Genomic DNA, 15,073 nt, shown 5'->3' on the forward strand with positions numbered 1-15,073 from the left:
CCGAGGAGTGCCATGCCCCAGGACAGCCCTGCCCAGAAACAGGCCGTGAGCCATGTCCCGGCCGAGGACGACGCCGCGTACGACTACGACGTCCTGGTGGTCGGCTCGGGCTTCGGGGGCGCGGTGTCGGCGCTCCGGCTCACCGAGAAGGGCTACCGCGTCGGCGTCCTGGAGGCGGGCCGCCGCTTCACCCCCGGCACGCTCCCCAAGACCTCCTGGGACCTGAAGAACTACCTCTGGGCGCCGGCCCTCGGTCTCTTCGGCCTCCAGCGCATCCACCTCCTCGGCAACGTGATGGTGCTCGCCGGGGCCGGAGTCGGAGGCGGGTCGCTCAACTACGCCAACACCCTGTACGTGCCGCCCGCCCCGTTCTTCGAGGACCGCCAGTGGTCCGCGATCACCGACTGGCAGGACGAGCTGAAGCCGTACTACGACCAGGCGCGCCGGATGCTCGGAGTCCGCCTCAACCCGACCATGACCCCGTCCGACATCCACCTCAAGGCCGTCGCCGAGACCATGGGCGTCGGCGACACTTTCCACATGACCCCCGTCGGCGTCTTCTTCGGCGACGGCAAGGACGCCGACGGCACCGCGAAGGCCAAGGCCGGCGGCACCGTCCCCGACCCGTACTTCGGCGGCGCGGGCCCCGACCGCAAGGCCTGCACCGAGTGCGGCGAGTGCATGACGGGCTGCCGCCACGGCGCGAAGAACACCCTCAACGAGAACTATCTCTACCTCGCCGAGCAGGCCGGAGCGGTCATCCACCCGATGACCTCCGTCGTCGCCGTCACCGAGGACGCCGAGGGCGGCTACCGGGTCCTCACCGTCCCCACCGACCGCCGCCGCAGGGCGAAGCCCACGAAGCTGCGCGCCCGCAAGGTCGTCATCGCCGCCGGAACGTACGGCACCCAGACCCTCCTGCACACCATGAAGGACCGGGGGCTGCTGCCCCGGCTCTCCGCGAAGCTCGGCGAGCTGACCCGTACCAACTCCGAGGGGCTGGTGGGCGCCCAGACCAGCGACCGCCGCTACCGCAGGAAGCACGGCACCGCCAAGGCCGACTTCACCCGGGGCGTCGCGATCACCTCGTCGATCCACCCCGACGACAACACCCACATCGAGCCCGTCCGCTACGGCAAGGGCTCCAACGCCATGGGCGCGATGACGATACTCCAGGTCCCCTACGGGGCCCACCGGGTGCGCGGCTGGATCGCCAACATGGTCAAGCACCCCACGCTGGCGGCACGCTCGCTCTCCAACCGCCGCTGGTCCGAGCGCACCATCATCGGCCTGGTCATGCAGTCGCTGGACAACTCCCTGACCACGTACCGCAAACCGGGCGGCATCGGGAAGGGCCTGCTCACCGCCCGCCAGGGCCACGGCGCTCCCAACCCGACACAGATCCCGGAGGCGACGCTCGGCGCGAGCCTGCTCGCCGAGGAGATCAACGGCTTCGCCGGGTCCAACGTCGGCGAGCTGATGGGCACCCCGCTCACCGCCCACTTCCTCGGCGGCTGCCCGATCGGCGCGAGCGCCGAGGAAGGCGTCATCGACCCGTACCACCGCCTCTACGGCCACCCCGGCATCAGCGTCGTCGACGGCTCCGCCGTCTCCGCCAACCTCGGCGTCAACCCCTCGCTGACCATAACCGCCCAGGCCGAGCGCGCGATGTCCCTGTGGCCCAACAAGGGCGAGGCGGACCCACGCCCGGAGCAGGGCGCGGCCTACGAGCGGCTCGCCCCGGTCGCACCGCGCACGCCCGCCGTGCCCAAGGAGGCGTTCGGCGCGCTGAAGCTGCCGTTCCTGGGCATACCCGTGGTGCCGCCGAAGGGGACGGCGGAGGCCGGCGCGGACGTGAAGGGCGTCGGGAACACCCCCGTACCCAATCCGTGATCTTGGGGAGGGCAACTGTTCGGGGAGCTGTGCGGTCCAACCCGTACCGCGACAACTGTCACAGCAGCCCCACAGCTCCTGCCGAGTACCAGAGGTCCCAGATGACACGCTGTTCCCCGAGGACCGTGCTGCACCGCGCAGCCGGCTCGTTCGCCGCCGCAGGCCTGCTGGCCGCGGTCTCGCTCGCCGGGGCGGCCGCCCCGGCACAGGCCGCGGACACGCCGGTGTTCACGTTCGGGGGCCCGGCCGAGACCGCACTGCACCCGTATCCGGAGAGCGGCCGGCCGGAGTCCTCCCAGTTCGGGATCACCCTCTACAACCCGTCCGAGGACGAGGAGAACGGCGGCTTCGGCGGCGACTACACCCTCACCTTCGACCTCAGCGGCGTCGCGGGCGTCGCCGACGTGAAGATCGACGGCGAGTCCGGCCCGGACTGCACGATCACCGGCACCAAGGCCGTCTGCGAGGACTGGGGCATCTGGCCCGGATCCCAGACGGCCGCCGACCTCGTCGTCACGGCCGCCGACGGCAGCGAGAACGGCGACACCGGCACGATCACGGTGACCGGCCAGGCGGACGGGGCCACCTTCACCCCGTTCACCACCCGGCTCACGGTCGGCGGCCCCGACCTCGTGATGGAGCAGCTGCCGCTCAGGACGGAGCTGACCCCGGGGGAGAAGCAGCCGGCTCCGATCACCTTCGCCAACCGGGGCACCAGGGACGCCGACGGCGTCCTGCTCACCCTGCGCCACTCGCACGGCCTGGACATCCCGCAGCGCTACTCCAACTGCGAGTACACCGTGGACGACCCGGACCTGCCCGACTTCGGCTGGACGACCGCGCTCTGCTCCGTCGAAGGAGCCTTCGAGGCGGGCGCGACGTACACGCTGGCCACTCCGCTGACGCTGGAGGCCACCGAGCGCGCCTACTACGACACCTTCCTCTACGGCATCCACGAGAACAGCGCCGCCCAGCGCACCGCCCAGCGTGCGGGCGCCCCCTACGAGCAGGGCACCGGCGGCGTGCTGAAGGCGGTCCCGGCGAAGAAGGGCGCCGCGGCGAGGGGCACCGACCTCACCCCGTACGACAACCAGCAGGAAGCCGACTTCCGTACGGAGAACACGGCCGACTTCGTGGCGTACGGCGACGAGGTGGCCGGGACCGAGGGCTCCTTCGTCAGGGCCGACATCGGCTTCCGCAACGAGGGCCCGGCGTGGATCGGCCACATCCGCTCCAAGGAGGACGTCGCCACCGTCGACTTCACCGTCCCCCAGGGCGCCTCGGTCACGTCGAAGCCGGAGCGCTGCCGTGCGGTGACGGCCGACGGCAAGTACCGCGGGGACCAGAACAGCCCCGCGCCGCGCTACTTCTGCAACACCTCGATGACCGTGCGGGACGGGGCGGGCCTCGACCTGTCCTTCGAGCTGCGGGTCGACAAGGCCATGGTCGGCGCGAGCGGCGAGGTCACCGTACGCCACACCTTCCTGAAAAACCCGAAGCTGCCGTTCGACCCGAAGCCGGCCAACAACACGGCGTATCTGATCCTGAACGGTGAGGGCGACGGCTCCGACTCCGGCGGCGCGACGGCCGGCGGCGACGGCGGCTCCGGCGGGCCGTCCACCCCGCCGACCTCCGCCCCGGACCCGGAGGAGAGCCCGTCGGGCACCGCCGGCTCCTCGGGCTCCACCACGTCCGGCGGTTCCTCGGCGGGGACGGCCGGGGGCTCCGGCGGCGGACTCGCCTCGACGGGATCGGTCGCCCTGATCGCCTCGGGCACGGCGGCCGCGGCGCTGGCGGCGGGCCTGGTGCTATTCACGGCGGCACGGCGACGGGCCGCGCGCCACAGCTGACCTCGGGCGCACGGCGGCACAGGGCTGCGAGCGAGGGGCGGCGGAGGAGGGAGCGGGCCTCCGCCCGGATGCGTTCCGATGCGGCCGACCCGGGCGTCCCCGGGATCGGCCGCATATGGGGTGACCGGGCTGCTGTCCCCTGCGGACCGGTCACATACGCCGGGTCGTGGTCCCACGACGCACCTGCAGTACGTCACACTCCCCGGCGGAGCCACGCGTGGTTTCCTACCGATGCCGCCCCTGGTTGGCACGGACACCAGGACCAACGAAGGCACCGCGCTCCTGGTCACGCGCCGTACGGGTGAGACGGGCCCCGAACGCAGATGCGGCCCCGGCGGCGCGGGCGGAGAACCGTTCCGTCCGCGCGCCGCCCACCGGGCCTCAGACCCGGCCGCGGCACAGCTCCAGGAGCGTCATCGCCAGCGCGGTGCCCGGCTTGCCCAGCGCGTCCCTGTAGTGGCCGAGCACGGCCGTCTCGCGGGAGAGGTTGACCCGGCGGCCGCCCGAGGTGATCCGGGCCTCCTGGATCACCGCCGAGACGGCCATCCGTTCCTGGACGAGACCGATGATCCGGTCGTCGAGGGCGTCGATACGCTCCCGGGCGCCGCCGATCAGGGCGGCGGCCTCGTCGGTGCGGGCGCCGGTGGCCGCGGTGGTGTCGGTGGTGCTGCTCATGGTGGTGACTCCCGGTGGGTCGGTGGGCGGCGGCCCCCGGGGCGAACGGACCCGGATACGACAGACGCCCCGGGCCAGCTGGCCCGGGGCGCCTGGAACGTTGCTTGTCAGTAGCTCAAGCAGCACGACCATGGCAGCCGGCGGGCCGGATGCCATAGGTAAAGACGAAGGTCGTGTGCTGACGCATGGCGCACAGTATGGCCCTGTCTCCGCCGCCCCGACAAAACGGGGCCCGGATCGTGAGACGCGGGGGGCAGGGGCGCCCCCGCCACCGGCCCGGCGGAGGGTCCGCGCACGGCCGGTAGAATCGGAAGAACCGACCCTCATCACCACCGCCGGAAGGCCGCCCCGTGCCAGCAGCACCCCCCGCCGCCCCCGACGCCACGGCCGACGTGGTCCTCGTCGTCGACTTCGGCGCGCAGTACGCCCAGCTCATCGCCCGCCGCGTCCGTGAGGCCCGGGTCTACAGCGAGATCGTCCCGTCCACCATGCCGGTGGCCGAGATGCTGGCCAAGAACCCCCGCGCGATCATCCTCTCCGGCGGTCCTTCGTCGGTGTACGCGGAGGGCGCGCCGTCCCTGGACCGCTCGCTGTTCGAGGCCGGGGTCCCGGTCTTCGGCATGTGCTACGGCTTCCAGCTGATGGCGACGGCGCTCGGCGGCACGGTCGACGACAACGGGGCCCGTGAGTACGGCCGTACCCCGCTGCACGTCACCAAGGCGGGCTCGACGCTCTTCGAGGGCACGCCCACCGAGCAGCCGGTGTGGATGTCGCACGGCGACGCCTGCTCGGCCGCCCCCGAGGGCTTCACGGTCACCGCCTCCACCGACGTGGTCCCGGTCGCCGCCTTCGAGAACGACGAGAAGAAGCTGTACGGCGTCCAGTACCACCCGGAGGTCATGCACTCGACCCACGGCCAGCAGGTCCTGGAGCACTTCCTCTACCGCGGCGCGGGCATCGAGCCCAACTGGACCACCACCAACGTGGTCGAGGAGCAGGTCGCCCTCATCCGCGAGCAGGTCGGTGACAAGCGCGCCATCTGCGGCCTCTCCGGCGGCGTCGACTCCGCCGTCGCGGCCGCGCTCGTCCAGAAGGCCATCGGCTCCCAGCTCACCTGCGTCTACGTCGACCACGGGCTGATGCGCAAGGGCGAGACCGAGCAGGTCGAGAAGGACTTCGTCGCCGCGACCGGCGCGAAGCTGAAGGTGGTCGACGCGGAGAAGCGCTTCCTCGACGCGCTCGCCGGGGTCTCCGACCCGGAGGAGAAGCGGAAGATCATCGGCCGCGAGTTCATCCGCGTCTTCGAGCAGGCCCAGCTGGAGATCCTCCAGGAGGAGGGGCCCGAGGTCGCCTTCCTCGTCCAGGGCACGCTCTACCCGGACGTGGTGGAGTCCGGTGGCGGCACCGGCACCGCCAACATCAAGTCCCACCACAACGTCGGCGGTCTCCCCGACGACATCGAGTTCCAGCTCGTCGAGCCGCTGCGCCAGCTGTTCAAGGACGAGGTCCGCATGGTCGGCCAGGAGCTGGGCCTCCCCGAGGAGATCGTCCAGCGCCAGCCGTTCCCGGGCCCCGGCCTCGGCATCCGCATCGTCGGCGAGGTCACCAAGGACCGCCTCGACCTGCTCCGCGAGGCCGACGCCATCGCCCGTGAGGAGCTGACGGCGGCCGGCCTGGACCGCGACATCTGGCAGTGCCCGGTGGTCCTGCTCGCCGACGTCCGCTCGGTCGGCGTCCAGGGTGACGGCCGCACCTACGGCCACCCGATCGTGCTGCGCCCGGTCTCCTCCGAGGACGCCATGACGGCCGACTGGTCGCGCCTGCCCTACGACACGCTGGCGAAGATCTCCACCCGCATCACCAACGAGGTCGCCGACGTCAACCGCGTCGTCCTCGACGTGACGAGCAAGCCGCCGGGGACCATCGAGTGGGAGTGACCCCTCCCGGGCGCCGCTGAGCCCCCAGGCCCGACACCGATGCCGTCGTCCGATCCTCCGGGCGGCGGCACCGGCGCGCCAGGGCCGTAATCCCCTGGCACCGCCCCACCCGCTGTGCCAGGCTTCCGCACCATGTCCGCCGAAGAAGTCCGCACCGTCATCTCCGCCGCCGGGAACGACCGCCTCACCTGGAACACCCCGCTCTCCGAGGAACACGCGGCCCGGCTGATCGCCGCCTGCGACCCCGCCCCCGGATCGCGGATCGTCGACCTCGGCTCCGGCTGGGGCGAACTGCTGATGCGGCTCGTGCAGTCCGCTCCCGGGGCCACCGGGGACGGTGTCGAGACCGACCCTGACGCCGTGGCGCGCGGGCGGAAGCTCGCCGGGGAGCGGGGGCTCGCGGACCGGGTGCGGTTCCACCCGACGCCCGCCGCCGAGTGGACCGAGGGCGGCTACGACCTCGCCGTCTCCATCGGCTCCTCGCACGCCTGGCCCGGCGCCACCGCCCGGGAGTCGACCGGAAACGCCCTCACCGCCCTCGCCGCCGCCGTACGCCCCGGAGGACGGGTGCTGTTCGGCGAAGGGATCTGGCGAGAGGAGCCCACGCCCGCCGCGCTGGCGGGACTGGGGGCCGAGCCCGGGGACTTCGGCTCGCTGCTGGAGCTGATCCGGCTGGCGGAGTCCGCCGGACTGCGCGCCCTCCAGGTCACCGTCGCCGACGAGCGCGAATGGGACCTCTTCGAGTCCGAGGGTCCGATCGGGCGCGGACAGCGCTGGGCCCTGGCGAACCCGGACCATCCGCTGCACGCCGAGGTCACGGCCGAGGTCGACGCCCGCCGCACCGGCTACTACGGCGGCTACCGCTCCTCCTTCACCCTCGCCTATCTGGTGCTCAGCGCCTGACCTGGGCCCCACCCCTTCTCACCGTCCCCACCCGGCGGTAACTTCCGGTCCTGTACGCCTCTGGGAACGTGAGGAGCCGCCATGTCCGAACAGATCGCCGTGTCCGACCCCGCCCCGATCCCCGTCGAGCAGCTCCAGTTCGCGATGCCACCCGTGCACGCCTCACCGGCCGAGGAACGCACGTACCGCAGGGAACGGCTGGCGGGCGCGCTGCGGCTGTTCGGGCAGCTCGGGTACGAGGACGGGGTCTCCGGGCACATCACCGTGCGCGACCCCGAGCTGGCGGACTGCTTCTGGGTCAACCCGTTCGGCGCGCCCTTCGCCGACATCGCCCCCGGGGACCTGATCCTCGTCAACGGTGACGGCCAGGTCGTCCGAGGCCGCTTCCACGTCAACCAGGCCGCGTTCGCCGTGCACGCGGCGGTGCACCGGGCCCGCCCGGACACCGTGGCCGTCGCGCACACCCACTCCACGCACGGCCGGGCGCTCGCAGCGCTCGGGGAGCCGATCGAGCCGATCACCCAGGAGTCCTGCGCCTTCTACGAGGACCACGCGCTGTACGACCACTACTCCGGGGTCGTCGTGGACGAGGACGAGGGCCGGCGGATCGCCGCCGCGCTCGGGCCGCACAAGGCGGTGATCCTGCGGAACCACGGACTGCTGACCGTGGGGGACTCGGTGGACGCGGCGGCCTGGTGGTTCCTCACGCTGGAGCGCGCCTGCCAGGTGCAGCTGCTGGCGCGGGCCGCCGGGAAGCCCGTCCTCATCTCGCACCGGGACGCCGTCACCACCCGCGACCACCTCGGGAGCGACCTGGTGGCCTGGATCAACTACCAACCCCTGTGGCAGCGGATCAGTCGAACGTTCTGACGATACCGGCCCCCGGCCCGCCCCGATGCGGGGACCGGCCGCCCCGTACGGCACAATTCGCTGATATCGCAAGTGAGTTGGCTGTACCGGGGCGGGAAAGGGCGTAATCCTCCGTGGCGTTGGACGAAACCAGGACGAACGGCACGCCCAGCGGCGGCTGTACCTGCGGCGACTGCCCGCACGGAGCGCGTCGCGGACACCGGCACGCGGTCGCCGCGTTCCTCGCCAAGCGCGACGAACTCGCGGCGGGCAACGGGCTCCCCGCAGGGGTCGCCCAGTCCGCCTCCGCCTCCCGGCAGTGGGTCTCCGACGAGCTGACCGGGTCCGCCCGCGCCGTCGCCGAACGGGCCCGGGAGGCCGGGGACGCCTGGCCGCACCAGGTCTGGCGGTCCACCCTCGTCGCCGTCTGGGGTGCGGCCGGGGCGCTCCTCGTCGGGGTCTGCGTCACCGCGATCGGGGCCGGCTGGTCCACCGCCCGCACCGCCGCCCTGCTCGCCGCCCTCGCCACCGCCGGGCTGCTCACCGCCGCCGCCCGCTTCCACCGCGCCCGGGGCGGCCTCCTCGCCCCGCTGATCGGTGAGGACAACCGGCTCTCCACGTCCCGGACGGTCGCCGCCTCCTGGGTGCTGCTCGCCGTCTTCTCCGTCCTCGTCCTCGCGCTGCAACTGGCCGGGGCCTCCGACCCGGACGAGCGGGACGCGCTGATCGAGGGGCTCGACCTCGTGCGCTCCGCCGGGGTCGTGGCCGTGCTGGCGCTGGTGTGCGCGGTCGCCGTCGTCGTGCGCCGCGTCGTGACCGTACGGGTGCTGGGCCGGCGGCTCCAGAAGCTGCGCGCGGACCGGCCGCGCGCCGCCGACCTGCTCACCGACGACTCCGGGCGCGGGTCGTTCACCGATGTGCAGTACGTGCTGGTCAGCGCCGTTGCCGTGCTGTTCGCCGCGGTCCGCCTCGCCCGCCGCCCCGAGCAGCTGCCCGATCTGCCGTGGGGGCTCGCGCTGCTGGTGGCCGTCTCGGCGGCGACCTACTTCGCCGGGAAGTACGCGGAGGGCGGCCGGCCCGTCGTGCTGTCCGTCGTGCGGGCCCGGGAGGCGGGGGACCTGGACGCACCGATCCGGACCGGCGACGACATCGAGATCCGGGGCGCGGGCTTCGTCCCGCCCGGCGCGGGCGCCCCCGACCGGCTGGCCCGGCTCGTCGTGCGGATAGGGACCGTCCACGTCCACGTCCCGCTGGTCCCGGTCGCCGGAGGCTTCGCCAACCCCACCGACACCGTCCTCACCGTGCCCGTCCCGGTCGAGGTCGAGCCGGGGACCGTGGACGTCCAGGTCGTCACCGCCGCCGGGGTGGAGACCGACCGGGTATCGATCGACGTCACCGACTGACCGCCCCCCTTTCACCGATCCGCCCGCACCCCTGGTGAGCGGCGCGCCGAAGGCGTACGTATGGTCGAAGTGACGGGACATCGGGAAGTGGGGCAGCGGTGATGAACGGCTACGGTGAGCGGGGTCCGTACGGACTGGGCGAGCGCAGGACGCTGAAGGAACAGGCAGGCGTCTACGCCCTGCTGCCGCTGCGGATCTTCCTCGGCGTCACCTTCGTCTACGCGGGCCTCGACAAGCTCACCGACAGCGCGTTCCTCTCGGCGACCGGCAACGGGTCCATCGGCGAGATGATGCGCGGAGTGCGTGACTCCTCCGCGATCCCCGCCCTCGTCGACCTGGCGCTGAAGAGCCCCGAGGGCTTCGGCCACGCCATCGCGATCGGCGAACTCCTCGTCGGCCTCGGCACCCTCGTCGGCCTCTGGGCCCGGCTCGCGGCGCTCGGCGGCGCGCTGATCTCGCTGAGCCTCTGGCTGACCGTGAGCTGGCAGGCCACCCCGTACTACTACGGCAACGACCTGCCCTACCTGATGGGGTGGCTGCCGCTGGTGCTCGCGGGCGCCCCGCTGCTCTCCGCCGACGCCTTCCTCGCCGCGCGCCGCCGCCGCAGCATGTAGGCGGCCCAGGTCACCGTCGCGGCCAGCCACAGCCCGCCGAAGAACAGCGGCAGGAAGAACGTCCACGGAACCTCCCAGGCCCCGGCGGCGTCCGCCGCGTACCCGGCGGCCAGGCCCAGCATCACCAGGCCCGCCACCGCCCTGCCGGGCCGGAATTCATGACGCAGCACGGGTGACCTCCACCTGTCCGATGCCGACTTCCACTGCCAGTTCGACCGTCCCGGCGGGCGCCGTGCCCTTCGGCGGCGGCAGCGTGCGCTCGGTCGACCCGCCGTTGTTGATCCGGACCTGGACCCGCTGCGCCTCCTCCAGACGGACCTCTCCGAGACCCGCCTCGGCGCGCACCTTCACTGTCACGTTCGCCGGGACGACGACGGCCGCCCGCCCGGCCGCCACGTCGAGCTGCGTGCGCACGGTCCCGCCCTCGGGGACCTTCAGGCCGGACAGGTCCAGCCGGGCGTCGCCCGTGCGCAGTTCGTAGCGCGCCTGGACGGCGGTCACCGATGCGGGCCGCCACTCCTGGCGGGCCCACGAGGTGTCGATGTCCTTCGGCAGCACCGCCGCGCCCGCCAGCAGGCCCGCCGTGACCATCGCCATGAAGACCGTGCCGAAGCCGGTCCGCCCCAGCAGCGACGCGATCAGCAGGCCGAGTCCGAAGACGGTGAGAGCCGCGACCAGACCGATCTGCAGGGCGGTGCCCAGCGGCTGGTGCTCCCAGCTCAGCCCGGTGCCCAGACCGCCCGCCACCAGCGCCGTCAGGAAGACCGGGCCGCCGATCGAACGCGGCCCGCGCGGCACGGGCGACGAGGGCTGCGGCGCCCGGAACGGGGCGTCCGGAGTGGGCCGCCCGGCCGCCACCTTGGCCCGCGCCGCCTCCGCGTCGGTGTCCGGCGGCCCCCAGAGATAGCCGGAGCCGACCGGGCCGGTGGTGCCGTCCTTGACGATCGGGTCCCGCCACCACGAGGGGCTGCCCGGCGCCGGCGGGGCCTTCACCTCCGGCGGCGGCGTGCCGAGCCCGCCGGTGTGCGCGGGCCCCGAAGGGGCGGCAGGTGCGCCGGGCGGGGCCGCCGGGTCCTCCGGATCCGCCGTCCGCCGGGACTGCGTCCACACGGAGAAGCCGACGACGGCCACGGTCAGCAGCGCGGCGAACGCCAGCATCCCCCGGTTGTGCAGCATCGACAGGAAGAGACCGCAGCCGATCAGCGCCAGCAGCAGCGCCACCAGCGACGCCCCGTCGACCCGCCCCGACAGCAGCTTGCGCGCCTCGTTCTCGTCCTCGTTGTCCGCGGGCAGCAGCAGCCACGCGAAGCCGTAGAAGATCAGACCGACGCCCCCGCTCGCCGACAGCACACCGAGCACGATCCGGAAGATCACCGGGTCCACGTCGCAGTACCGGCCGAGTCCGCCGCACACCCCGGCGACGACCTTCTGCCGCGGGGTGCGCCGCAGCGTCGGCTTCGGCGCCTCGGGAGGCGCGACGCCGGGAGCGGTGTTGGAGGGAGCGGTCATGCCTCCATGGTGACGGGCCGGACCGCCCGCCGGGACCCGCCCCGACCCTGGACGGTCCCTGATATTGCCCGCGTACGCCCCTGAAGGGCCGGGCCGAGCGGGGAGGGGCACCCGCACCGGGCCGCACGCGGGGGACAGCATCAGGGTCAGTTCGGGGGCTGACCCTGATGCCGCCCCGCGTCCGCGCGTGTGACGATCGGGGTATGCCAGCCGCCACCACCCGAGCCGCCAGCTCCCTCGCCGCCGACCCGGAGGAGCCGCCGGTGCGCAAGCTCTACCGCAGCGCCGACGGCCGGCTGCTCGGCGGCGTAGCGCGCGGGCTCGCCGGACACCTCGGGCTCCCGGTCGCCTGGGTGCGGTTCCTCTTCCTCGGGCTGTTCTTCACCGACGGCCTCGGCGCCGTGCTGTACGCGGTGTTCTGGATCGTCGTCCCGCTCGGCGTCGGCGGCGTCGACGCCCCCCGCTCGGTGTTCGAGGTCTCGGCGGACGGCCGCCGCAAGCTCCGCAAGCCGGACAAGGGCCAGTTCGTCGCCCTGATCGCGCTGCTCGTCGGGGCCGCCGTGTTCGTCGCCAACGTCGACATGGGCAGCGAGGCCGACCGCTACATCTGGCCCACCCTCCTCATCGGCGCCGGCTCCGTCCTGGTCTGGCGGCAGGCGGACAACGCCCGCCGCGCCCGCTGGATGGAGGTCGGCCGCCACCGCAAGCTGCTGCACCTGGCCCGCGGCCTCGCCGGGGTCGCCCTCGTCGGCCTCGGCCTCGCGGTCTTCCTCGTCGTCCGGGGCTCCGCCGCCCAGCTCGGCAACGTCCTCACGGCCGCCATCGCCGTGCTCACCGGGATCGCCCTGCTCGCCGGCCCCTACCTCGTGCGGATGACCCAGGACCTCTCCGAGGAGCGCCTGATGCGCATCCGTGCCCAGGAGCGGGCCGAGGTCGCCGCCCACGTCCACGACTCCGTGCTGCACACCCTCACCCTGATCCAGCGCAACGCGGACGAGGCGGGCGAGGTCAGACGCCTCGCCCGCGCCCAGGAACGCGAGCTGCGCAACTGGCTCTACAACCCGGAGGGCACCGGCAAGGACGAGGACGACGAACCGGAGACCCTGGCCGAGGCGGTCAAACGGGCCGCCGCCGAGGTGGAGGACAAGCACGGCGTGCCTCTGGAGGTCGTCGTCGTCGGCGACTGCCCCCTCGACGAGAAGCTGTCCGCACAGATGCAGGCCGCGCGCGAGGCGATGGTCAACGCCGCCAAGTACGGTGGCGAGGGCGGGGCGGTCCAGGTCTTCGCGGAGGTCGAGGGCCGTACGGTCTTCGTGTCCGTACGGGACCGGGGTCCGGGTTTCGACCTGGACGAGGTTCCCGGGGACCGCATGGGCGTACGAGAATCAATCATCGGCCGGATGCAGCGCAACGGCGGGACCGCCCGCCTGCGTTCGGTGCCCGGCGGGGGCACCGAGGTCGAGCTGGAGATGGAGAGGGCGAGCGAATGACCGAGAACACCGAAGCCACCGGGGGCCCGGAGCGACGGGTACGGGTCGTGCTCGTCGACGACCACCGGATGTTCCGCACCGGGGTGCAGGCCGAGATCGGCCGCACCGAGGAGACCGGCGTCGAGGTGGTCGGCGAGGCCGCCGACGCCGACCAGGCCGTCACCGTCATCACCGCGACGCGCCCCGAGGTCGTCCTCCTCGACGTCCACCTCCCGGGCGGCGGCGGCGTCGAGGTCCTCCGCCGCTGCGCCCCTCTGATGGGCGCGGTGGAGAACCCGGTCCGCTTCCTCGCGCTGTCCGTGTCGGACGCCGCGGAGGACGTCATCGGCGTGATCCGGGGCGGTGCCCGCGGCTACGTCACCAAGACGATCACCGGCACCGACCTCGTCGACTCCGTCTTCCGGGTCCAGGAGGGCGACGCCGTCTTCTCCCCCCGCCTGGCCGGCTTCGTCCTCGACGCCTTCGCCTCCACGGACGCCCCGCCGGTCGACGAGGACCTGGACCGCCTCACCCAGCGCGAGCGCGAGGTCCTGCGGCTGATCGCCCGCGGCTACGCCTACAAGGAGATCGCCAAGCAACTGTTCATCTCGGTGAAGACGGTGGAGTCGCACGTCTCGGCGGTGCTGCGCAAGCTCCAGCTCTCCAACCGGCACGAACTGACCCGCTGGGCGACGGCGCGACGGCTGGTCTGAGGCCGCGGCGGGCTGCTACGCCACCCGCGTCGCGCCCGCGAACGGCATCTGGTCGATCGGCGCGATGCGTACCGGTGCTCCCGGACGCGGGGCGTGGATCATCTGGCCGCCGCCGATGTAGAGGCCGACGTGGCTGATCCCGGAGTAGAAGAACACCAGGTCGCCGGGGGCCAGTTGGGAGCGCGGGATGCGCCGGCCGGCGTTGATCTGGGTGTAGGTGGTGCGCGGCAGGCTCACGCCCGCCGCCTTCCAGGCCGCCTGGGTGAGGCCGGAGCAGTCGAAGGCGTTCGGGCCGGTCGCGCCCCAGACGTACGGCTTGCCGATCGCGCCGTGGGCGAAGGCGATGGCCTGCCCGGCACGGGAGTCGGGGGCCGAGGCCGGACCGCTGCGGGCCGTGGAGCGGTCGGCGTGGCCCGGGCCGCCGCCGTGCCGGGCGTCGGCGGAGCGCTCGAAGTCGGCGCGCTCGTCGGCGGTGAGGGTGTCCAGCAACTGCCGGGCGTCGGCCAGCTTGGCCCGGACCGCGGTGCGGTGCTCGCGCAGTTCGGTGCGGCGGGCGGCGAGGCGTTCGGTCTCCTGGTCGGCGCGGGCCTTGACCTGGGCGATCCGGGAGACCTGCCGCTTGATGCTCCGCAGCAGCCCGGTCTGCCGGTCGCCCGCCCGGTCGAGGTAGGAGGCGCGTTCCAGATAGGCGTCGGGGTCGGAGGAGAGCGCCAGTTGCAGGGCCGGGTCCAGGGTGCCGGAACGGTACTGCGCGGTGGCCAGCGAACCGAGCGCGTGCCGGGCGGTGTTGAGGCGGCCGGTGCGGCGGGCGGCCTCGTCGGTCAGGGCGTCGACGGTGCGGGTCGCGGCGTCCGCCTTCTCCTTCGCCCCGTTGTACTTCTCGGTGGCGACCTCGGCGTCGTGGTAGAGCCGGTCGACCTTCGCCTTGACCTGTGCCGCGGTGGGAGCCGGTTCGGCGGGGGCCGCGCCCGCCCCGGTGACCGAGCCGGCGGTGGCCGCCCCGGCGAGCGCCAGGGTGGCGGCGGTGCGGGCAGCAGGGCCGGTGAGCGGGCGCTGCTTGGGTTTTCGATGAGCTGACCTGCGGTGCGCTGCCACGGGGGCGGCATCCTTCCTCTCGGCTGTCCGCCGGCAACGGCGGCGGGTCCGGGATGGACGCTAATCCCGGCGCGGAGAAAAGAGTCGCCATGACAGCTATTGCCCTGATGTGGCGTTTCGCCGGCCACGGATGATCGAAGTGCCGAGCAAGGCTTGCCTCACT

General features: G+C 73.1%; 13 protein-coding genes. 9 read left to right on the forward strand and 4 right to left on the reverse strand.

Translation table 11 applies throughout. The features are described 5' to 3' along the window. Positions 1 to 12 precede the first annotated feature (12 nt). Together RNL97_RS20415 and RNL97_RS20420 are read left to right on the forward strand one after the other, a co-directional pair. On the forward strand, positions 13 to 1,893 hold the full coding sequence (locus RNL97_RS20415; RefSeq protein ID WP_030577893.1) for a GMC oxidoreductase: 1,881 nt from the start codon (positions 13 to 15) through the stop codon (positions 1,891 to 1,893). Positions 1,894 to 1,994: 101 nt separating this feature from the next. Beyond that, positions 1,995 to 3,743, forward strand: a complete 1,749-nt coding sequence (locus RNL97_RS20420; protein WP_313751024.1) for a peptidase — start codon at positions 1,995 to 1,997, stop codon at positions 3,741 to 3,743. A 381-nt stretch (positions 3,744 to 4,124) separates the two neighbouring features. Here RNL97_RS20420 and RNL97_RS20425 read toward each other — a convergent pair whose 3' ends face one another. Continuing rightward, complete coding sequence (locus RNL97_RS20425; RefSeq protein WP_030577887.1) at positions 4,125 to 4,418, reverse strand: chorismate mutase; 294 nt, start codon at positions 4,416 to 4,418, stop codon at positions 4,125 to 4,127. Positions 4,419 to 4,768: 350 nt separating this feature from the next. Here RNL97_RS20425 and guaA point away from each other — a divergent pair, with 350 nt between their 5' ends. From guaA to RNL97_RS20450, 5 genes are all read left to right on the forward strand, one after another. Beyond that, positions 4,769 to 6,355 carry a glutamine-hydrolyzing GMP synthase gene (gene guaA / locus RNL97_RS20430; protein ID WP_243314846.1) on the forward strand — a complete coding sequence of 529 codons (1,587 nt, stop codon included), beginning with the start codon at positions 4,769 to 4,771 and terminating at the stop codon, positions 6,353 to 6,355. A gap of 132 nt (positions 6,356 to 6,487) precedes the next feature. Beyond that, entirely contained in the window at positions 6,488 to 7,258 is a 771-nt protein-coding gene (locus RNL97_RS20435; protein WP_243314847.1) for an SAM-dependent methyltransferase, read from the forward strand. 81 nt (positions 7,259 to 7,339) lie between these two features. Beyond that, entirely contained in the window at positions 7,340 to 8,128 is a 789-nt protein-coding gene (locus RNL97_RS20440) for a class II aldolase/adducin family protein (protein WP_030577872.1), read from the forward strand. Between the two features lie 113 nt (positions 8,129 to 8,241). After that, positions 8,242 to 9,510, forward strand: a complete 1,269-nt coding sequence (locus RNL97_RS20445) for a hypothetical protein (RefSeq protein ID WP_243314849.1) — start codon at positions 8,242 to 8,244, stop codon at positions 9,508 to 9,510. Between the two features lie 101 nt (positions 9,511 to 9,611). Then, positions 9,612 to 10,124, forward strand: a complete 513-nt coding sequence (locus RNL97_RS20450) for a DoxX family protein (RefSeq protein ID WP_030577866.1) — start codon at positions 9,612 to 9,614, stop codon at positions 10,122 to 10,124. On the opposite strand, the gene RNL97_RS20455 is transcribed toward RNL97_RS20450, so the two are convergent. After that, positions 10,031 to 10,294 carry a hypothetical protein gene (locus RNL97_RS20455; RefSeq protein ID WP_078651952.1) on the reverse strand — a complete coding sequence of 88 codons (264 nt, stop codon included), beginning with the start codon at positions 10,292 to 10,294 and terminating at the stop codon, positions 10,031 to 10,033. The genes RNL97_RS20450 and RNL97_RS20455 overlap by 94 nt on opposite strands. Continuing rightward, positions 10,281 to 11,633: a PspC domain-containing protein gene (locus RNL97_RS20460; protein ID WP_243314853.1), complete on the reverse strand. Its 1,353-nt coding sequence runs from the start codon at positions 11,631 to 11,633 to the stop codon at positions 10,281 to 10,283. Before RNL97_RS20460 ends, RNL97_RS20455 begins: the two co-directional genes overlap by 14 nt. 203 nt (positions 11,634 to 11,836) lie before the next feature. Here RNL97_RS20460 and RNL97_RS20465 point away from each other — a divergent pair, with 203 nt between their 5' ends. Further along, entirely contained in the window at positions 11,837 to 13,123 is a 1,287-nt protein-coding gene (locus RNL97_RS20465; protein WP_030577857.1) for an ATP-binding protein, read from the forward strand. Beyond that, the gene (locus RNL97_RS20470) at positions 13,120 to 13,815 is read left to right on the forward strand and encodes a response regulator transcription factor (RefSeq protein WP_313751025.1); all 696 of its coding nucleotides are present in this window, start codon (positions 13,120 to 13,122) and stop codon (positions 13,813 to 13,815) included. The genes RNL97_RS20465 and RNL97_RS20470 overlap by 4 nt, the downstream gene beginning before the upstream one ends. 15 nt (positions 13,816 to 13,830) lie before the next feature. On the opposite strand, the gene RNL97_RS20475 is transcribed toward RNL97_RS20470, so the two are convergent. Beyond that, positions 13,831 to 14,910, reverse strand: a complete 1,080-nt coding sequence (locus tag RNL97_RS20475) for a C40 family peptidase (protein WP_030577853.1) — start codon at positions 14,908 to 14,910, stop codon at positions 13,831 to 13,833. Between the last annotated feature and the right edge of the window lie 163 nt (positions 14,911 to 15,073).

This window comes from Streptomyces parvus, assembly GCF_032121415.1.
GTDB classification, from domain to species: domain Bacteria; phylum Actinomycetota; class Actinomycetes; order Streptomycetales; family Streptomycetaceae; genus Streptomyces; species Streptomyces globisporus_A.